The sequence below is a fragment of the Micromonospora sp. NPDC005291 genome, from assembly GCF_040607415.1.
Taxonomy (GTDB): domain Bacteria; phylum Actinomycetota; class Actinomycetes; order Mycobacteriales; family Micromonosporaceae; genus Micromonospora.
Map to the genome: position 1 here is coordinate 62209 of NZ_JBEXGR010000005.1, position 18257 is coordinate 80465.

Consider the following 18257-nt stretch of genomic DNA (forward strand, 5'->3'; position numbering starts at 1 on the left):
GCACGCCCATCAACCGCGGACGATCTCCGCCCGACCCTCGACAAGGTGCAGCTCCGCTTCGCAGGCGGCGGCCACCTCCGGGTCGTGGGTGGCGAACACGACGGCCGCACCCCGGCGTGCCTCGTCGTGCAGCAGATCCAGAACCCGCTGCCGATTGCCCGCGTCCAGTTCGCTGGTCACCTCGTCGGCCAGCAGCACGCCGCCGCGCAGCGCCAGACCGCGAGCGATGGCCGTACGCTGCTGCTGGCCGCCGGACAGCTCCTCGACCAACTGGTCAGCCTGGCCGGAGAGACCCAACCGATCCAACATCGCGGCGGTCTGCTGGCGGGCCTCCGGTGCTGCGACGCCGCCGGCGACCAGTGCCACCTGCAGGTTCTCGGCCGCGGTCAGGATCGGGGCCAGACCGTTGTCCTGCGGGACGAGGACGATGCGGTGCTCCACCGCGTGATCACGGTCGCGTAGCGCCTTCCCGTCGACTGTCACTGTGCCGTCTCGCGGGCCCAGCAGCCCGGCCATCGCGTTGAGCAGGGTGGTCTTACCGGCACCCGACGAACCGGTCAACGCCAGCACCCGACCCGGACGGACCGTCACCGACACGTTCCGCAGGACGGCTGGCGCGTCGCCGTAGCCGACCGACACCCTTTGAAGAGTCAACATCTGCGCCCGCCCCCTCCGGTATCGGCGTTCCGCACAGTGCCACGCCCGACGGGATCGCGCAATCCTCGTCCACGGGCCTGCCGGGCACGGCGAGCAGGGCGGTGCGCAGCCCGACGGCGGCCAGCGCGGGCAAGGAATCCAGGATGTAGAAAACCTTCGATATGTTCGTTGACTTCGACGATTTGCTACATGACAATCAGCGTCAATATCGACGGTTGTCTCTCGGTTGTCATCCGGAAGGGGACTCCCGGGGCGGAAACCGGCGGCCCGAAACCACATCCGAGAGCGAGGCCACGATGAGACACGGTCGACGACTGGTCGGCGGCGCAGCCGCGGCCCTGTTGATGGTCACGAGCCTGATCGGGGCGGCCCCCAGCGCCGCCGCCGCGGCCGTCACCCCCGCGCTCACCGCCGCGGTGACCGCCAAGCTGCTCGGTTCCGCCGAGCTGTCCACGGCCGACGCGCGACCGGACACTCGGATCACCGTCAGCCGCACCAGCGGCCGGTGGGCGTTCGGCACCGCCGTCGCGCTCGCGCCCCGCCAGGAGGACGCCCACCCGACCGGGTCGATCTTCATCGCCCGGTCCGAGCCCGCCGGGTGGCGGATCGCCTTCGACGGCGAGGCCGCCTTCGGTGAACTGGCCGCCGAGTCGCCCCTCATGACGGGTCAGGAGAAAAGCGTGCTCACCACCACGCCGGCCCCGATGTACGCGGGCGGCGACTACCGGACCGGAATGGCCCTGCCGTTCGGTGTGGGCCAGACGTGGACGCTCACCAGTGGCCCGCACGGCTGGGGCGGAACCGAGTCGCCGTACAGCTCGGTCGACCTGGCCGGCGGTGACCAGGTGGTCCGTGCGACCCGGGCCGGAACGGCGTACACGATGTGTCAGGGGTGGATCCGAGTCATCCACGACCGGGGCTACTCGACCGACTACTACCACCTGTGGAACAGCATCTCCGTCAACGGCGCGGGCGTCGGGCAGGGCGCTGTCCTGGGCAACACCGGCACCGACGTCACCTGTGGCGGCGCAGCCTACGGCCGGCACGTCCACTTCGGGCTGCGGCAGAACAGCGCGTACGTGCCGATCGCCGGCCACGACATCGGCAAGTGGGTGCTGGCCAACGGCGGCGCCGCCTACCAGGGCGGGGCACGGCACGGGTCGGCCTATGCCGGTGTCGGCGGCGGCCTCTACAACTACGGCGCGCTCGGCTTCAACCAGGGGGTGGTCGACGCGAACGGCGGTGGGGTGCTCACCCGACGTGCCGGGCCGGGGACCGGCTACGGCTCGCTCGGCTCGGTGGCCGACGGCGCCACCGTCACCATCTCCTGCTCCGCCAACGGCACCGCCCACACCGGGCGGTACGGCACCACGGCGCTCTGGAACCGGCTGAGCGACGGCAGTTGGGTGTCCGACGCCTACCTGTCGACGGGTGTGAACGGCCCGATCAACGGCTGGTGCTGACGAGTTCGACCACCGAGGTTGGCGGCTCACGGGCCGCCAACCTCAGTCACCGCAAGGAGTGCTCATGTCCGTTCGAAGCTTCCACCGAGCCCGGCTCCTGCTCGCCCTGACCACCGCCCTCGCCGGAGTCGTCACGGTCGCGTCACCGGCCGCGGCCGATCCCAGCGGGACGTCAGCGTCGTCCCGCCCGCTGGCGACCGCGTTCGACACCGCCGCCGCCCGATACGACGTTCCGCGCGACCTGCTGGTGGCACTCGGATATGCCGAGTCGCGGCTGGACATGCACCGCGGCGTGCCGAGCGCGGCCGGCGGGTACGGGCTCATGCACCTGGCGCGCAACACGCAGGTGCACACCCTGGAGGAGGCGGAAACGCTCACCCGGCTCACCCCGGGCGCGCTACGGGACGAACCCGCCGCGAACGTCCTCGGGGCGGCCGCCGTGCTGCGCTCGTACGCCGATCAGGCCGGCCTCACCGACGTGGCCCGCGACGACGTGAACGGTTGGTACGGACCGGTCGCCCGGTACGGCGGCTCCACCGAGCCGTCGGTCGCGCGGCTCTACGCGGACACCGTCTACGACCTGCTGCGCGCCGGGTTCACCTCGGCGCGCGGCGAGACGGTGGTCGGGCGGCCCGTCGCGCCCCGGCGGGGTGGCCTGGAGCGGGCCGCCGTGCTCGGCGGGATCGGCACCCTCAGCACCGACTACGGGCCGGCCGCGTGGGCGCCGGCCAGCACGAGCAACTACACCGTGGCCAGTCGACCGGGCAGCCACCCGGTCACCCGCATCGTCATCCACATGACGCAGGGCTCGTACGCCAGCGCTGTCAGCTGGTTCCAGAACCCGGCCGCCCAGGCCAGCGCGCACTACACCTTCCGTTCCTCCGACGGGGCCGTCACCCAGTCGGTGCGGGAGAAGGACATCGCCTGGCACGCCGGCAACTGGACCTACAACACCGGGTCGATCGGCATCGAGCACGAGGGGTACGTCGACAATCCCGCCTGGTTCACCGATGCGATGTACCGCGCCTCCGCGGTGCTCACCCGTAGCCTCGCCACGAAGTACGGCATACCGAAGGATCGGGCGCACATCATCGGGCACGCCGAGGTGCCCAGTGCCAGCCACACCGACCCGGGCCCGAACTGGAACTGGACCTACTACCTGCAACTGGTCAACGGGATCACCGGCATCGGCTCCGGCACGGTGAGCACCAGCGCGAGCACCCTGAACGTGCGCTCCGGCCCCGGTGCCAGCTTTCCGGTCGTCGGCTCGGTCGCCGACGGTGCCACCGTCGCCATCTACTGCCAGGCCGTCGGGAGCACGGTCACCGGCCCGTACGGCACCACGTCCGTCTGGGACCGGATCGGCACGAATCGCTACGTGTCCGACGCCTACCTGCTGACCGGCTACGACGGATACATCCCGAACGTGCCGCGCTGCTGACGCGGTTCGGCACCTGACCGCGGTCGCTCAGGCACCTGTCGGCGAGCCAAAGAGCAGGTCCAGCTGGGCATCCAGCGCGCCCAGCGCCTGCTCGGCGGTGTACTGCCCGCCCAGCAGATAGAGGCCCAGCCCTTCCATCAGCGCCAGCAGGCCGGCAGCGGCGGCGTCTCCATGCCCGTCGGGCAGGACGCTGGCGATGAACTCGGTGAGCTGCCTGGTGTCCTCACGCAGGCCGGGCGCGGCGGCCGGACGCACCGCCGTGTAGGCGAGGAACGCCAGTGCCACCCGTCCGTCGTCACGGGTCCGTTCGTCGAGCGGTAACAGCGCCGCGATCATCGTGCGCAGCAGCAGCCGGGGGGAGGGGCTCTCACCCAGGCGCGTCAGGGCCTCGGTGACCCGGATCTGGCCGCGCTCGCGGACCACTGCCAACGCGAACGCCATCATCTCGTCCTTGGTCCGGAAGTAGTGCTGGACCATCCCGGCGGACACGCCGGCCTCGGCAGCGACGTGGCGGAGGCTGACGGCCTCCAGGCCCTGGTCCGCGGCGACCCGCATCAACGCGTCCGCGATGAGGGTACGTCGCTCCTGGTGATCGACCTTCTTGGGCATGACCTCGATCGTTTCACAGTGGGTGGTCCGGAGACTCCGCCTGCGTGGGCACCTATCGGCTGACCGCTCCGGTCGCGGGGGTGCCGCGAGCACTGCGCAGCAGGCCGGCCGGGTCGTCGGCATACAGTCGCACCTCGTCGACGGGCTCGGTCCGGCCCCCGGGCAGGTCGAAGGTCATCGGCCGGCGTAACCGGACGTCGACGCTGGTCTGACTGCCGACCGAGATGTGCAGCACCCGGCGGTCTCCCTCCAGCTCAATCTGCACGGATTTGCTGGAGGGCAGCGAGCGGTAGCGCTTGTGCAGCGCCTCGACGTCCGTCCACGGGATCCACAGGTCGATGCCCGAACTCAGCCGCACCCGCAGGCCCGTGTCGCCCACGACGTGTGGGTGGATCTTCATGCTCGCGAGGAGGCCGAGCATCCAGAGCAGGCCCCAGACGCCGAGTACGAGCACAATCCAGCGAGCTGGTCGCCACGGCACCACGTTGCTGACGATGAGGTCGAAGATGGGAATCTCGATCGCCGACAGGGCGATGAAGATGCCGAGGATCGGCTTGACCACGTCGAGGTAGCCGAACGGGTCGTCGCCCGGAGTCAGCGGCAGCGGCCTGCGCCGCGCCCAGACGTACAGGCTGCGCCACATCGCGCCCTCGGCTGCGGCGGCCCGGCGTAGCAGCGGGCCGATCGTGGCCCGGGCTGGGGGGTTCGTGTCGATCATTCCTCGTCCTCCGGGTGGTGATCGGGAGGACGGCGCGATCATCCGCGAGCCCACCCCTACGCAATGCGGTTGCAATGCAACCCACCGTACCCCTTTTGGCAATGCGACTGCAATGCCATCGGTCGGGGGTGAACGGCGGACCGCGACCCGCAACGGACGCCTTGCCGGCGTCTGCCATGCTCGGGCCGGTGACGACCGGCCGCCCCACCAGAGCCCGCACCCATCGCCGCCCGCGGAGCCGAACCATCGGCCTGCTCGTCGCACTCGTCGCGTTGGCGGTCGTCGTCGGCGTGGCCCTGGTCGTCGTGCCGCTGCTGCGGCCGGTGGGCCCACGCCCGCTCTTCCAGATGCCTGTCACCTGCGGGGAGACCTGGCAGCTCAGCACCTATCCCGGCCACGACGACTACGACGTCGACCTGTTTCCGATCGAGGGCGAGGCGTGGGGGCGACCGGTGCTCGCGTCCTACGACGGAACCGTCACCGTGGCGGGCATCAACGGGTCACTGGGTGGGCGTACCCCGGAGAACCCGGAAGGTCCGCGCGGTCGCGGCGGCGGTTACTGGGTGAAGATCGACCACGGCGGCAAGTGGGAGACGCAGTACCTGCACATGCTCGAACCGCCACTGGTGAAGGTCGGTCAGGAGGTCGCGCAGGGTGACCAGATCGGGCGACTCGGCAGCACCGGCAACTCCGGCGCGCCGCACCTGCACTACGAGCAGCGCCGAGGCTGGGACAAGGTCGAGACCTATTTCGACGGTACGGCGTCGGGCATCACCACCGACGAACGCGAACAGACGCTCCGGCGGGTGAGCAACAACTGCGGTCCGGTCTGAACGTCAACGGCGTCGGGCCGTCTCCTGGGGACGGCGGGGTTTTCCCCGGCACGGCTCGGGGCACTGAACCGGTGGACAGTTCAGACGCGGAAAGGAGCCGGCGATGGTCAAGGGTGACGTTGACACTTACCACGAGGACGGGCAGTGGAAGAACCGCCCGGAGGGCAACGAGCGGGCCAGCAGCACGCACGACTCCAAGGCCGACGCGCAGGCGCAGGGCCGCGAGATGGCGGCCGACCGTGGCGTGGAGCACGTGATCAAGAAGCAGGACGGCACGATCGGTGAGAAGAACACGTACCCCCGCAGCCGTGACCCCCGGGACATCGAGGGCTGACAGCTTCCAGCCCCTGTGGACTGACCCCTTCGGCGTGGCCGACGGGGTCAGTCCGCTTTTGTCAGGCCGGAACCACGTAAGGGAACGTGTCGGCGCGAGCGCTCCTGGTCACGTCCGCCGTGAGGCCGGAGGTCATGGCGGTGTTCAGCACCAGGGCGAACATCACCTCGGGCGCGTTGTCGGCCATCGTGCGGCCGTTGCGGGCGGCGAAGCCGTAGTTGGCCGCCGTCCCGACCTTGTAGGTCAGCACGTCGGGATAGAGCTGCCGCGCCACGCTCCAGCCGTACGCCTGCGGGTCTGGCGCGGTGCCGTTCGCGGCGACGACCCCCGCGACCGACGATGCGATCCCCTCGCCGTCCTCCTTGAGATCGTCGCTGGGGTGCCGGACGTTGGCCGGGTTGGAGAAATCGGTGTCGGTGGGCCAGAAGATCGGCCACATCATCGGGTGACCGGCGCGGTTGATCTGCCGCCACCCGCCGGCGTCGGTGGCCAGCATGGTGCGACACCAGACACCGATCTCGGTGCCGTCGCGCAGCAGCGGCTCGTCGTGGGAGACCTCCAGGACGATCGACTCGACGGTCGTGCCGGCGAAGGTGTTCGTGGCCTTGTCGGCTCGCCAGGTCGAGTGGTCCACCTTCGCGCCGTTCTGGACCGCGCCGTTGATGGTCGCGAGCCCGTCGAGGTCGACGAAGAACGGGTCGGTGATCCGCCCGGCCCAGACCCGGGCGTTGCCGCCGGTCGACACCTCTCCGGTCCGGCCCTGGACGATGGGCGTGCCCATGGCGGCGTCGTCGCGGGCATCCGCGCTGGTGAGCTCGTACAGCTGGAAGGTCTGCCGACTGTCCCCGTCCGGCTCACCGAAGGCGAATCGGTAGGTCAGTTCCTCGTTCTCCCCGCCGTTGAAGTGAATCTTGAACTCGTACCGCGCCTCGGCGTGGAAGCCCCGCTTGATGTCAGCCTTCGTCACCGAGCTGTTGACGTCCATGACGAACACCGTGGAGCGGTCGCCGCCGAAGACGAACAGGTCGTCGATGAAGAGCTGGCCGCTCTTGGCGGCGAGAGGGGTGTCAAGGTGGTGCGACATGGGTTCACTCCTGGCGGGGTCGGACTTTCGGGAATAATCCGAACATAACGCCCGTGTTGTGGCTTCCTCGCGGCAACGGCGGAAGCGGCCCCGTACGCGCCGATGCCGGCGGGTCAGAGCCTTCGCTGGGCGATGATGGCCGCGCGGAGACGGTCGAGGGCTTCCGCGCGGGCGCCGGTCAGCGACGGCTCCTCCGCCAGCCGTGCCGGGCGTACCTCGACGTGGCGGGGCATCCGGGTGAAGGCCGTGATGATGGCGTCGAGGATCGTCGGGTGGCCGCCCCAGGAGCCGCCGATCATCACCAGCCGCGGATCGGTGAGCGCGACGATGGCGGCGAGCACGCCGCTGACAGCGCGCCCCAGCGCAGCCCTGCCGGCCGCCGGGAGAAGGCGGACGCGCTCCACGTCGATGGCCGTCGTGCCAGCGTGGCGAAGGTCGAGGTCGTCGAACACGTCGATGAACCGGGTTGCCCGGTCGTGCGGGCCGGTGGTCACCAGGTGCGCGATCTCGCCAGCGACCCCGGTGTGGCCCCGGCGTACCGCGCCGTCGCTGACGACCGAGCACCCCAGTCCCTCACCGAGGAAGACGTAGGCGAAGTCGCTCAGGCCCGCCGGATCGATGTCTCGTTCGGCCTGCGCCGCCCAGTTGACGTCGTTGTCGACGATGACTGGGCCGGCGACGTGTGGCGTCAGCACCTCGACCGGGTCGAGTTCGCCGAGCAGGAACGGGGCGTCGGGCAGCCGAATCAGCCTGCCGGTGGCGCGTTCCACCGGGTCGGCGGCGCTGACGACCGCCAACCGGATGATTCCTTCGACGCCCTCCTGTGCCTGCGTTGCGGCAGTGTGCAGCGCAACCGTCACCTGCTCGGCCGGGGCCGGCCTGCTGATGTCGTGCCGGGTCCGTCCAACGATGTCGCCGTGGGCGTCGACCCGCTCCACCACCACCCCGTCCGGGGCGATGCTGATGGCCAGGGCGGTGCCGACGCTGTCGGCGAGGGCGTAGTACGAGCCGACGCGACCACGGCCCCGCCCGCCGGGAGTCCGTTCCCCGGTGTCCACGACCAGGTGGGCTTCGGTCAATCGGCGCACACTCTCGCCCACCGTGGGCTTGGACAGGCCACTGCGGGCCGCCAGATCGGCCCGGGTCAGCCGCCGTTCCCGCATCAACTCGCGCAGCACGTGCTCGTCGGTCAGCGAGCGGAGCAGCTCCAGTGAGGGCTTGACGGTGGTCACGTCACGATTCTAGGCAGGAGCCTTGCCTAGAAGGGTGCCGTCCCCCTACAGTCTTCCAAGTAGGAGCCCTTACTAGAAGGAGTCGCGCCATGGACGCCCACCCCGTACTGGCTGCGGCCCCGCTCCCGACCCTGCCGCACTGGGAGTCGACCCCCGCCGACCTCACCGCCGCGATCCGCGAGATCAAGGCCGCGCTGCGGGCCCGGATCGAGGCCTCCGGCCGTACGGTCGAGGAGGTCTTCGCGGTCGTCGAGCAGCGGGTCCGGGCCAGGGCCGAGGAGATCGCCGACGCGCGGGACCGTGGCGAGACGATCTGGCCCGTCATCGAGTACGCGGACATCGCGGCCGGCACCGTGCCGGCGGAGGCGGTGACGAAGCTGCGCCAGCGGGGTTGCCTCGTCGTGCGCGGCCACTTCGACCGCCAACAGGCCCTCGACTGGGACCGCGACATCGTCGACTACGTGGACTCCAACGAGTTCTTCGAGGCCTACCGCGGTCCCGGCGACGACTTCTTCGGCAGCGTGGGTTCCAAGCCCGAGATCTACCCGATCTACTGGTCCGCCGCCCAGATGCAGGCCCGTCAGAGCGACCGGATGGCCCGGGTGCAGGCGTTCCTCAACAGTCAGTGGAAGCACGAGTCCGAGGGCGTCCGCTGGTTCGACCCCGATCGTGACTCGCTCTACCCGGACCGGATCCGCCGCCGGCCGCCGGGCGCCGACTCCAACGGCCTGGGTGCCCACCTCGACCCGGGGACCCTCGACCTGTGGATGACCGAGGCGTACCAGACCGCCTTCCGGCACCTCTTCGACGGAACGGTCGAGCAGTACGACCCCTGGGACGCCGCCCACCGCACCGCCGGACCGCAGTATCCCGGCACCACCATGTGCTCGGCCTTTCGCACGTTCCAGGGCTGGACCGCCCTGTCAGACATGGACCACGACCAGGGGGTGCTGCACACCGTCCCGATCCCGGAGGCGATGGCCTACCTGCTGCTCCGGCCGTTGCTGGCCGACGTGCCCGCGGACGACATGTGCGGCGTCACGGTCAACCAGGTCTTCCCCGTCAGCGAGACGTGGCACCCGCTGCTCATGGACGCCCTCGCCGGCATTCCCGACGTGCGGGCGGGCGACTCCGTGTGGTGGCACTGCGACATGATCCACAGCGTGGCGCCGGTGCGGGACCAGCAGGGTTGGGGCAACGTCATGTACATCCCCGCGGCCCCGTGGTGCCCGCGAAACGAGCGGTACTCGGTCGCCGTCCGCGAGGCCTTCCAGGACGGGTCCAGCCCGACCGACTTCCCGGCCGAGCACTACGAGCGCGACTGGCCCGACCGCTTCCAGCCCGACGGCCTGAACTCCACGGGGCGGCGCGGTCTGGGCCTCGACTGATCGTCGGCACGGGGGCCGCCCGGCCATGTCGTCGGGCGGCCCGCTCGTGTCGGTGTCGTCAGATGCGGGACCACTTCTGGTTGGCGGCGCCAAGGCAGTCCCAGAGGTGCAGCTTGCCGCCGTTGTTGGGGTTGGCTTCCCGGACGTCCACGCACTTGTTGGCGTTGAGGTTGACCAGGTCGCCGGCCCCGTTGAGGGTGAAGCGCTGGGCCGGATTGCCGTTGCAGGTGACGAGGTTGACCTCCGTGCCGTTCGCGGTGCCGGCCCAGGCGGGGTCCATGCACTTGCCCATCGCGCGGACGGTCCCGTCCGAGGCGAAGGTCCAGGCCTGCGCGGCGGTGGTGTTGCAGTCCCAGATCTGCAGCTTGGCGCCGTCGACCGGGTTGGCGCTGGGGATGTCGATGCAGCGACCGCTCTGCGTCCCGCGGATCCGGCTGGTGCCGGGAGCGGGGTCGCCACCACCGCCGGAGGTGTAGCTCGACACCCGGACGTAGTCGACGAGCATCTGCTGCGGGAACTGCGTGGAGCCGTCCGGGTAGCCGGGCCAGTTACCGCCGACCGCCACGTTGAGAATCATGAAGAAGGGGTGGTCGAACACCCAGCGGTTGCCGCCGAGACGGGCGGGGTCGACCCGGTGGTACTGCACCCCGTCCACGTACCAGGTGATGACGTTCGGCTCCCAGTCCACCCGGTAGGTGTGGAAGGCGTCGGCGAGCGGCGCCCCGAGAGTGCGACTGCCGGTGATGCCTCCGCCGCCGGAGTACCCGGGCCCGTGCACGGTGCCGTAGACGGTGTTGGGCTCCTTGCCGACGTTCTCCATGATGTCGATCTCGCCGGCGTCGGGCCACCCGCCGCCGGTGCCGAGCATCCAGAACGCCGGCCAGATGCCCTGGCCGCGCGGAATCTTGATGCGGGCCTCGAACCGGCCGTACGTCTGGGTGAAGGTGGCCGCGCTCAGCAGCCGCGCCGACGTGTACTCGCAGCGCCCGTAGTGGCACTGGTAGTTGGCGGGGTTGTCCCGGCGGGCGGTGATGACCAGGTTGCCCTGGCCGTCGTGGACGGCGTTGCTGGTGCTGTTCGTGTAGTACTGCCGTTCGTTGTTGCCCCAGCCGCTGCCGCCGATGTCGAACCGCCATTTGTTCTGGTCGACGGGCGTGCCGGCCGGGGAGTTGAACTCGTCCTGCCAGCTGATCGGGCCGATGGCGGCCTCGGCCCGGTCGGATTGTGCCGGGACAACGAGCGCCGCGGCGGTCGCGACGAGGGCGACCGCCGCGAGTACGACGGGGCGAAAGCGAAGACGGGGGCGGGCTGTGAACACGGAAGGCTCCTCAGCGAGGGGGTGGCGGAGGCGGTGTGACCGAGAGGCAGAGAGCGCTCTCTAGACTGAAGCATGTCGATATCATGTCTTTCTGTCAAGAGTGTTTCCAATGCGACGACCGTCCGTTACCGCCTGATGCTGACCAGTAAGCGTCGGCTCGCCGAGCGGCGAGGCAGGACCATGGCACGACGTCGATCCATGCCTCCGAGATGGACGGCGACGGCCCACCGGAAGGGTCGTCGACGCGCGGTCGAGTGGTACTCGATAGCGGTCGAGTCGACCCTTCCTATTGCCGTGGGACGTCCACGCGGGACAGGATGACGAGGCGCGCAGGAAACCTCCCCGTAACCTGCGCGCTGCTGGTCTCTGTCACAAGGAAGTGGGAGTCAGTCATGAGCGACGCGTCGACGGCGCTGGGTGTGCGCCTCTACCCGGACCTGGTCGAGCGGGGTGGTCTGGCCCCCGCGCTCATCGAAACCGCTACCCGCCACGGGCTCGACCTCGGCCGGGTGACTGCCCCCGAGCAGGGGCGGACCCGGTTCACCTGCGCCGAGCTGCACTCCGACCAGGGCGTGGTCTGCATCGGGCTGGGATCACAGGCCCGATACTTCATGATCGACCTTCGGGTCGCGGGGGAGGTCCTCGCGCGGGGCGACGTCATGGACCTCGTTCAGGTCGCTCAGGTGGCCTCGGCCTGGCGGGCCGGGCTGACGATCGCCGAGCTGACGGCCCGATTCCCGTTCATGGAGGAGATCAAGCACCGCCCGGCGCCGGTGGTCCAGGTCAGCTAGCCGGCGGAGCCCGCAAAATGGCCGCGGCCGTTCGACGGTTCCTCTTTCGAGATCTGAGCGGCCACATCCTCGCCCATTCGCCATCGTGACGGGTGCAAGATCGTGCTCGATCCTGGATGTAGTGGTGTCGAGGCTGGGGGGAGCGCACTACATCCTGGAAGTAGCGCGATCTTGAGCGGCTGAGCGGCTGAGCGGCGGCTCCGCACCGGCGAGCCGACTGGCGGCCCCTCGGCGAGTTCGGCTACGCCGCGATCTCGGCGAAGAACTGCCGTAGAGCGTCGGCGACCAGGGTGGGTGCCGTCATGGTCACGAAGTGCGACTGGCCCGGCCAGACGATGTGGCGCGCCGGCCGAATCGTCGTCGCGAGGGCGTTCATCGTCGTGGGCATCGGCTCCCACGTGTCGGCACCTGCCAGCAGAAGGGTCGGCACGGTGATCGAGGACCACCGGGTGATGTCCGTGCTGTCCTCGGCGAGTGCTTCGAGATCGTGCAGCCAGCCGATCGCCGAACGCCTCGCCTCGACCGGGTCGGGCCTCCGGTCGCCGGCCGCGGCGGCGAGTGCGGCGACAACCTCCGCCGGAACCCGTGTCACGTCGTTCAACGCCGCTGCCATCGCCTTGGCGTCGTCGCGCTCGAAGGCGGAACGGTACCGGCCGAGCAGGGGTGCCATCTCCGCTCCGGCCGCGAAGAGCGGTGGCTCGAAGATGGCCAGCGAGCGTATGTCGCGCGGATCCGCCGAGGTGGTGTGCAACGCCAGGGTCGCTCCGTAGGACGCTCCGACGAGGTGGACCGGCTTGCCCGAGGGCTGGCGTGCCGCCTCGATGACGGCGATCAGGTCGGCGGTGTCGTCCTTGAATGACTTGGTGCCGGGCGGGACGTCGCTGGGGCCGTATCCGCGCCGGGCCGGCATCCACACCTCGTGGTCGTGGGCGAGGTGCTCCGCGACGGCGGCCCATGAGTGCAGCCCACCGCCCGATCCGTGCACAAGGACGACGGGGTCGCCGGCACCCAGGCTCCGGACCACCAGGCGGGTTCCGTCGGCCGACTCGACGTACTGATCGTGGCTGTTCACTTCTGCTCCCGAGTTCCGGTTGGCCAGTTGCTCAGCGTGGTGTGCACGGCGTCGAGGATCGATTGCCAGGACGCGTCGACAGCGCGGGGATGCCCGAAACCGTCGACCGCTTCCAGACTGGCGAAGCCGTGAAAGGTGCTGCGGACGAATCGCACCGCGTCGGTCAGAGCCGGCTCGTCGAGCCCGTACCCGCGCAGCATCGCGTAGCTCAGCTCGATCAGGCGCAGGTGCCCCACCGAACTCGTACCGACCTCGGGCGGTAACTGGAGCTGCGTCGCGGCGTACTGCCCCGGGTGCGTGACGACGAACGCGCGCCAGGCGTCGGCGAACCCGACGAGGGCCTGCTGGCCTGCTCGACCAGCCACGGCGATCGCGAGTTCGTCGGCGAACGCGGCCGCCGCCCGGACCGCGACCTGCTCGATCAGCGCGTCGCGACTGCGGACGTGCACGTACAGGGCGGCGTCCGAAACCCCGAAGTGCCGGGCGACGGCCGCTACGGTCAGCCGCGACAGACCGACCGAGTCCGCCAACTCAGCTGCGGCCGTCGAGACGCGCGCGCTTGTCAGACCCTGCCGTGGCATACCGAACCTTTGGTCAGCTAGCAAATAACTTAGGGGCCCTAAGATAGCACCGCCGCGAGCCTGCTCCGCCGCACCAGGGGCATGAACGGCCCAGTCGGGGGAAGACCGGCTGTTCCGTCGTCGAACAGGAGAACCGGGATGAGAGCCGTCGTCTATGCGGACGTTCGGACCGTCGCGGTCCGGGAGGTGCCCGACGCGACGCTGGAGGCGGAGACCGACGCGCTCGTGCGGATCACCTCCACCGCCCTGTGCGGTACCGACCTGCACATGTACGACGGACGGACCGGTGCCGACCCCGGGCTGGTGCTCGGCCACGAACCGCTGGGTGTGGTGCAGGAGGTGGGCAGCGCGGTGCAGACCGTCCGGCCGGGCACCCGGGTGGTAATCCCCACGCACCTGTTCTGCGGGACGTGCGTGATGTGCGCCCGAGGGCTCTCGGCGGCCTGTCTCCGGGCCCGCGCCGAGGGGCCGGGTGCGGCGTACGGCTACGCCGGGATGGGTCCATACCGGGGTGCCCAGGCCGACCTGCTGCGGGTGCCGTGGGCCGACGCCAACTGCGTGCCCCTGCCCGGTGAGCCGGGGGACGCGTACGAGGACGACTTCGTGCTGCTCGCCGACGCGTTCGTCACGGGGTGGCACGCCGCCGCCACCCTTGCCGAGGTCGGGCCCGGTGACACGGTGGCCGTGTTCGGTGCCGGCACCATCGGCCTGCTCGGCACCTACTCGGCGCTGCTCCGAGGTGCCCGGGTCGTGTACTGCGTCGACGGCGTCGACGCCCGGCTCGACAAGGCCGGCGAGATCGGTGCCGTGCCGATCGACTTCCGCCGTGGTGACCCGGTCGAGCAGATCCGCGCCGACCGGGCCCGGACCGGGTTGCCGCTCGGCGAGGAGAAGCTGGGTGGAGTCGACAAGGTCATCGACGCGGTCGGGTTCCAGGCCCGCGACCGGGAGCACCCCGACCAGGAGCGCCCGGACCAGGTCGTCTCCGACGCGGCCCGGCTGGTCAACCCCGCCGGGGCGATCGCGGTCGCCGGCGTCTATCCGGAGAAGGACCTGCAACCGCGTCCCGGAGCGAGTGCCCGCGAGGATCTGGTCGCGCCGTGGGGGACGCTGTTCAGCAAGGGCGTGGCTGTCCGTTTCGGCCGTACCCACGACCGCCGCTACACCGTCCTGCTGCGGGACCTGGTCGTCGCCGGTCGTGCCCGGCCCAGCGTTGTCGTGACCCACCACGGCACCCTGGCCGACGCGCCGGAGCTGTACCGCCGCTTCGACCGCCGGGAGGACGGGGTGATCAAGGCGGTGCTGCGCCCGAGCTGACCGCGCGGACCGCGGCCGACGGCCCCGAATCGGCCTTAATGGTTGTTAAGGCGCGGATCCCTCTCCTGGTGCCGGACGGGTCGAGACGACCGTCGTCGATCCGGGTCTTCGATGGAGGCGTGGGTCACACAGTGGGTCGAGGGTCGTCGTAGCGTCCCGGAGGGGGCGTCGGCGTCGCAGCCCGATCAAGATCTTTCGATGGGGCGGACACGCAGGTACGTCATTGTTCGTCCGGTCACTGCGGATCACCCCTGGTGGGGGCCTGTCGAGGATGGTCAAACTCAACCGCGGGCGTCGCTGCCATTTGACAACGTTGCCACCGGCACGCGAGGGTGCCGGGAGGGGCTGGGGGGCGGGTGTGACTGGCGAAGACAGTGCTACTTCTATATTGCCGAATTGTTACATTTTCAACAGGCCCTCGCCTTGCGGATGGCCCTCCGGCCGCAATACGTTGCCGTCAACAACAAAACCGAGTGAAGGTCAAACCTTCCGGAGGCAACGATGACGTTGGCGAGGTGGTACGAGCGATGAGCGACGTGCCCATCCTCCTTGAGATGCGCTCCATCACCAAGGAGTTTCCCGGAGTCAAGGCCCTCTCCGACGTCAACCTGGTGGTTCGCGCCGGCGAGATCCATGCCATCTGCGGCGAGAACGGCGCGGGCAAGTCCACGCTGATGAAGGTCCTCAGCGGGGTCTACCCGCACGGCACCTACGAAGGCAAGATCGTCTACCAGGGGTCGGAGAGCAAGTTCTCCGACATCCGGGCAAGCGAGAACGCCGGAATCGTGATCATCCACCAGGAGCTCGCACTCATTCCGGGCATGTCGATCGCCGAGAACATCTTCCTCGGCAACGAACCGCGCAAGCGGGGCGCGATCGACTGGAAGGCCGCGAACCGGATGGCGCTGGACCTGATGGCCCGGGTCGGTCTGCAGGAGGACCCGGACACTCTGATCAAGGACATCGGGGTCGGCAAGCAGCAGCTCGTGGAGATCGCCAAGGCGTTCGCCAAGGACGTGAAGCTGCTCATCCTGGACGAGCCGACCGCAGCTCTGAACGAGGCCGACTCCCGGCACCTGCTGGACCTGCTGCGTGGTTTCCGCTCTCGCGGCATCACCTCGATCATGATCTCGCACAAGCTGAACGAGATCGAGGCGATCGCCGACCAGATCACGATCCTGCGTGACGGCCGGACCGTGGAGACCCTGGACGTCAAGGCGGACGGGGTCGACGAGGACCGGATCGTGCGGGGCATGGTCGGCCGCGAGCTGAGCAGCCGGTTCCCGGACCACACTCCGAAGATCGGCGAAGTCTTCTTCGAGGTCCGCGACTGGAACGTCCGGCACCCGATCTCCGCCGACCGGCAGGTCTGCAAGAACGAGAGCTTCGTGGTGCGCCGCGGCGAGATCGTCGGCTTCGCCGGCCTGATGGGCGCGGGCCGCACGGAGCTGGCGATGAGTGTCTTCGGCCGCTCCTACGGGGTGTTCGAGTCGGGCACGATCATCAAGGACGGCAAGGAGATCGTCCTGAAGTCGGTCGCGGACGCGATCGACAACGGGCTCGCGTACGTCAGCGAGGACCGCAAGGCGATCGGCCTCAACCTGCTCGACGACATCAAGTCGTCGACGGTGGCCGCCAAGCTGTCCAAGATCTCGCACCGCGGCGTCCTGAGCGAGGTCGAGGAGTACCAGGCGGCTGAGGCGTACCGCAAGGAGTTGCGGACCAAGGCCCCGACGGTCGATGAGAGCGTCTCGAAGCTCTCCGGCGGCAACCAGCAGAAGGTCGTCCTGGCGAAGTGGATGTTCACGGACCCGGACCTGCTGATCCTCGACGAGCCGACGCGCGGCATCGACGTGGGTGCCAAGTACGAGATCTACGGCATCATCCAGCGGCTCGCCGACCAGGGGAAGGGCGTCGTCGTCATCTCCTCGGAGCTGCCTGAGCTGATCGGGCTCTGCGACCGCATCTACACCGTGTTCGAAGGCTCCATCACGGGCGAGATCGCCCGGGCGGACGCCACCCCGGAAAACCTCATGAAGCAGATGACCTCGACGAAGAAGATGCTGACACGATGAGCCGATTGAAGGACCTTCAGAAGAACCTGTTCGGAGGCACCACCTCCAACGCTCGCCAGTTCGGGATGATCTTCACCCTGGTGGCGATCGTCGTCCTGTTCCAGATCCTGACCGATGGCCTCACCCTTCGGTCGGACAACCTGATCGCGCTGTTCCAGCAGAATTCGTACATTCTGATTCTGGCTATCGGCATGCTCATGGTGATCGTGGCCGGGCACATCGACCTCTCGGTCGGCTCCGTCGCCGCCTTCGCGGGCATCCTGGTGGCCAAGTCGATGGCCGACTGGTCGCTGCCCTGGCCCGTCGCCATCCTGTTCGGCCTCGGGATCGGTGCCCTCATCGGTGCCTGGCAGGGCTTCTGGGTGGCGTACATCGGGGTGCCGGCGTTCATCGTCACCCTGGCCGGCATGCTGCTGTTCCGTGGTGGCAACCAGTACATCGGTAACGCCAACACGATCCCGGTGCCGGAGGGCTTCCGGGAGATCGGCTCGGGCTTCCTGCCCGAGTTCGGTCCGAACACCGGCTACAACAACGCCACGCTGCTGCTCGGTCTGGTCGCGGCGGTGGCGGTGGTGTGGCGCGAGATCCAGGCCCGCAAGACCCGTCGGGCGATGGATGCCGACCCGGCGCCCATGTGGATCTCGATCCTGCGGATGGCCATCATGGTCGGGGCGATCGCCTTCGCATCGCTGCGCTTTGCCAGCGGTCGCGTCGGCACCAGCTTCCCGATCTCCGGCATCATCCTGCTGGTCCTCGTGATCGCGTACTCCTTCTACACCCGCAACACGGCCGGTGGCCGGCACATCTACGCGGTGGGCGGCAACTCCCGGGCGGCCGAGCTGTCCGGCGTGAAGCTCAAGCGGGTCAACTTCTTCGTCATGATGAACATGTCCGTCCTGGCCGCGCTGGCCGGCATGATCTTCGTGGCCCGTTCGGCGGCCTCCGGACCGCAGGACGGCAACGGCTGGGAGCTGGACGCCATCGCCGCGGTCTTCATCGGTGGCGCGGCCGTCTCCGGCGGTATCGGCACCATCAGCGGCTCGATCGTCGGTGGTCTCGTCATGGCCGTGCTCAACAACGGCCTGCAACTGATGGGCGTCGGCACCGACCGCGTCCAGATCATCAAGGGCCTGGTCCTGCTGCTGGCCGTTGCGATCGACGTCTACAACAAGAGCCAGGGGCGCTTCTCCGTCATCGGGAGTCTGATGCGACCGTTCCGTCGCGAGGACTCCGCCCCACCCGGCTCACCGCCGGACGCGGAGCGCGAGCCCGCCAAGGCAGCGGTGTCCGGCTGACGGCCACCGACCTCTCCACCCTTCTCCACCTTCAGAAAGGCAAGTCCTC

The 18257-nt window shown here is 69.3% G+C and carries 17 protein-coding genes; 9 read left to right on the forward strand and 8 right to left on the reverse strand.

What is annotated here, in order from left to right; all coding sequences use genetic code 11:
• Nucleotides 1-9 precede the first annotated feature (9 nt).
• Complete coding sequence (locus ABZT18_RS09010; protein ID WP_355250869.1) at nucleotides 10-657, reverse strand: ATP-binding cassette domain-containing protein; 648 nt, start codon at nucleotides 655-657, stop codon at nucleotides 10-12.
• 296 nt (nucleotides 658-953) lie between these two features.
• Between ABZT18_RS09010 and ABZT18_RS09015 the strand changes: the two genes are divergently transcribed.
• The gene (locus ABZT18_RS09015; protein ID WP_354994027.1) at nucleotides 954-2120 is read left to right on the forward strand and encodes a peptidoglycan DD-metalloendopeptidase family protein; all 1167 of its coding nucleotides are present in this window, start codon (nucleotides 954-956) and stop codon (nucleotides 2118-2120) included.
• 64 nt (nucleotides 2121-2184) lie between these two features.
• The gene (locus tag ABZT18_RS09020; RefSeq protein WP_355250872.1) at nucleotides 2185-3561 is read left to right on the forward strand and encodes an N-acetylmuramoyl-L-alanine amidase; all 1377 of its coding nucleotides are present in this window, start codon (nucleotides 2185-2187) and stop codon (nucleotides 3559-3561) included.
• A gap of 27 nt (nucleotides 3562-3588) precedes the next feature.
• Here ABZT18_RS09020 and ABZT18_RS09025 read toward each other — a convergent pair whose 3' ends face one another.
• Nucleotides 3589-4170: a TetR family transcriptional regulator C-terminal domain-containing protein gene (locus tag ABZT18_RS09025; RefSeq protein WP_355250875.1), complete on the reverse strand. Its 582-nt coding sequence runs from the start codon at nucleotides 4168-4170 to the stop codon at nucleotides 3589-3591.
• Nucleotides 4171-4222: 52 nt separating this feature from the next.
• The gene (locus tag ABZT18_RS09030; protein WP_355250878.1) at nucleotides 4223-4888 is read right to left on the reverse strand and encodes a hypothetical protein; all 666 of its coding nucleotides are present in this window, start codon (nucleotides 4886-4888) and stop codon (nucleotides 4223-4225) included.
• Nucleotides 4889-5064: 176 nt separating this feature from the next.
• On the opposite strand from ABZT18_RS09030, the gene ABZT18_RS09035 reads away from it, so the two are divergent.
• Together ABZT18_RS09035 and ABZT18_RS09040 are read left to right on the forward strand one after the other, a co-directional pair.
• The gene (locus ABZT18_RS09035) at nucleotides 5065-5721 is read left to right on the forward strand and encodes a M23 family metallopeptidase (protein WP_354994023.1); all 657 of its coding nucleotides are present in this window, start codon (nucleotides 5065-5067) and stop codon (nucleotides 5719-5721) included.
• A 103-nt stretch (nucleotides 5722-5824) separates the two neighbouring features.
• Complete coding sequence (locus tag ABZT18_RS09040; protein WP_354994022.1) at nucleotides 5825-6055, forward strand: DUF2188 domain-containing protein; 231 nt, start codon at nucleotides 5825-5827, stop codon at nucleotides 6053-6055.
• Nucleotides 6056-6116: 61 nt separating this feature from the next.
• Here ABZT18_RS09040 and ABZT18_RS09045 read toward each other — a convergent pair whose 3' ends face one another.
• Both ABZT18_RS09045 and ABZT18_RS09050 read right to left on the reverse strand, forming a co-directional pair.
• Nucleotides 6117-7139 carry a DUF4331 family protein gene (locus tag ABZT18_RS09045; protein ID WP_354994021.1) on the reverse strand — a complete coding sequence of 341 codons (1023 nt, stop codon included), beginning with the start codon at nucleotides 7137-7139 and terminating at the stop codon, nucleotides 6117-6119.
• Between the two features lie 113 nt (nucleotides 7140-7252).
• Nucleotides 7253-8371: an ROK family transcriptional regulator gene (locus ABZT18_RS09050; RefSeq protein ID WP_355250881.1), complete on the reverse strand. Its 1119-nt coding sequence runs from the start codon at nucleotides 8369-8371 to the stop codon at nucleotides 7253-7255.
• Nucleotides 8372-8460: 89 nt separating this feature from the next.
• Here ABZT18_RS09050 and ABZT18_RS09055 point away from each other — a divergent pair, with 89 nt between their 5' ends.
• Nucleotides 8461-9759, forward strand: a complete 1299-nt coding sequence (locus tag ABZT18_RS09055) for a DUF1479 domain-containing protein (protein WP_354994019.1) — start codon at nucleotides 8461-8463, stop codon at nucleotides 9757-9759.
• A 58-nt stretch (nucleotides 9760-9817) separates the two neighbouring features.
• On the opposite strand, the gene ABZT18_RS09060 is transcribed toward ABZT18_RS09055, so the two are convergent.
• Nucleotides 9818-11077 (reverse strand): family 16 glycosylhydrolase, encoded by a 1260-nt coding sequence (locus ABZT18_RS09060; protein WP_354994018.1) that lies wholly within the window; start codon nucleotides 11075-11077, stop codon nucleotides 9818-9820.
• 392 nt (nucleotides 11078-11469) lie between these two features.
• Between ABZT18_RS09060 and ABZT18_RS09065 the strand changes: the two genes are divergently transcribed.
• The gene (locus ABZT18_RS09065) at nucleotides 11470-11868 is read left to right on the forward strand and encodes a hypothetical protein (RefSeq protein WP_354994017.1); all 399 of its coding nucleotides are present in this window, start codon (nucleotides 11470-11472) and stop codon (nucleotides 11866-11868) included.
• A gap of 241 nt (nucleotides 11869-12109) precedes the next feature.
• Here ABZT18_RS09065 and ABZT18_RS09070 read toward each other — a convergent pair whose 3' ends face one another.
• Both ABZT18_RS09070 and ABZT18_RS09075 read right to left on the reverse strand, forming a co-directional pair.
• On the reverse strand, nucleotides 12110-12940 hold the full coding sequence (locus tag ABZT18_RS09070) for an alpha/beta hydrolase (RefSeq protein WP_354994016.1): 831 nt from the start codon (nucleotides 12938-12940) through the stop codon (nucleotides 12110-12112).
• Nucleotides 12937-13521: a TetR/AcrR family transcriptional regulator gene (locus ABZT18_RS09075; protein WP_354994015.1), complete on the reverse strand. Its 585-nt coding sequence runs from the start codon at nucleotides 13519-13521 to the stop codon at nucleotides 12937-12939. The genes ABZT18_RS09070 and ABZT18_RS09075 overlap by 4 nt, the downstream gene beginning before the upstream one ends.
• A gap of 138 nt (nucleotides 13522-13659) precedes the next feature.
• On the opposite strand from ABZT18_RS09075, the gene ABZT18_RS09080 reads away from it, so the two are divergent.
• The 3 genes from ABZT18_RS09080 (at nucleotide 13660) to mmsB (ending at nucleotide 18208) form a co-directional block, all read left to right on the forward strand.
• Complete coding sequence (locus ABZT18_RS09080; protein WP_354994014.1) at nucleotides 13660-14838, forward strand: glutathione-independent formaldehyde dehydrogenase; 1179 nt, start codon at nucleotides 13660-13662, stop codon at nucleotides 14836-14838.
• A gap of 527 nt (nucleotides 14839-15365) precedes the next feature.
• On the forward strand, nucleotides 15366-16913 hold the full coding sequence (mmsA, locus tag ABZT18_RS09085; protein ID WP_354994013.1) for a multiple monosaccharide ABC transporter ATP-binding protein: 1548 nt from the start codon (nucleotides 15366-15368) through the stop codon (nucleotides 16911-16913).
• A complete protein-coding gene (mmsB, locus tag ABZT18_RS09090) occupies nucleotides 16910-18208 on the forward strand; it encodes a multiple monosaccharide ABC transporter permease (protein ID WP_354994012.1) in 1299 nt (432 codons plus the stop codon). The genes mmsA and mmsB overlap by 4 nt, the downstream gene beginning before the upstream one ends.
• Nucleotides 18209-18257: the final 49 nt, after the last annotated feature.

What these genes read in the sequence shown, in the direction of transcription:
- mmsA (WP_354994013.1), top strand. Translation starts at nt 15,366, where the DNA reads ATGAGCGACGTGCCCATCCTCCTTGAGATGCGCTCCATCACCAAGGAG.
- ABZT18_RS09075 (WP_354994015.1), bottom strand. Translation starts at nt 13,521, where the DNA reads ATGCCACGGCAGGGTCTGACAAGCGCGCGCGTCTCGACGGCCGCAGCT.
- ABZT18_RS09010 (WP_355250869.1), bottom strand. Translation starts at nt 657, where the DNA reads ATGTTGACTCTTCAAAGGGTGTCGGTCGGCTACGGCGACGCGCCAGCC.
- ABZT18_RS09080 (WP_354994014.1), top strand. Translation starts at nt 13,660, where the DNA reads ATGAGAGCCGTCGTCTATGCGGACGTTCGGACCGTCGCGGTCCGGGAG.
- ABZT18_RS09025 (WP_355250875.1), bottom strand. Translation starts at nt 4,170, where the DNA reads ATGCCCAAGAAGGTCGATCACCAGGAGCGACGTACCCTCATCGCGGAC.
- ABZT18_RS09040 (WP_354994022.1), top strand. Translation starts at nt 5,825, where the DNA reads ATGGTCAAGGGTGACGTTGACACTTACCACGAGGACGGGCAGTGGAAG.
- ABZT18_RS09030 (WP_355250878.1), bottom strand. Translation starts at nt 4,888, where the DNA reads ATGATCGACACGAACCCCCCAGCCCGGGCCACGATCGGCCCGCTGCTA.
- ABZT18_RS09020 (WP_355250872.1), top strand. Translation starts at nt 2,185, where the DNA reads ATGTCCGTTCGAAGCTTCCACCGAGCCCGGCTCCTGCTCGCCCTGACC.
- mmsB (WP_354994012.1), top strand. Translation starts at nt 16,910, where the DNA reads ATGAGCCGATTGAAGGACCTTCAGAAGAACCTGTTCGGAGGCACCACC.
- ABZT18_RS09055 (WP_354994019.1), top strand. Translation starts at nt 8,461, where the DNA reads ATGGACGCCCACCCCGTACTGGCTGCGGCCCCGCTCCCGACCCTGCCG.
- ABZT18_RS09065 (WP_354994017.1), top strand. Translation starts at nt 11,470, where the DNA reads ATGAGCGACGCGTCGACGGCGCTGGGTGTGCGCCTCTACCCGGACCTG.
- ABZT18_RS09035 (WP_354994023.1), top strand. Translation starts at nt 5,065, where the DNA reads ATGCTCGGGCCGGTGACGACCGGCCGCCCCACCAGAGCCCGCACCCAT.
- ABZT18_RS09015 (WP_354994027.1), top strand. Translation starts at nt 954, where the DNA reads ATGAGACACGGTCGACGACTGGTCGGCGGCGCAGCCGCGGCCCTGTTG.
- ABZT18_RS09045 (WP_354994021.1), bottom strand. Translation starts at nt 7,139, where the DNA reads ATGTCGCACCACCTTGACACCCCTCTCGCCGCCAAGAGCGGCCAGCTC.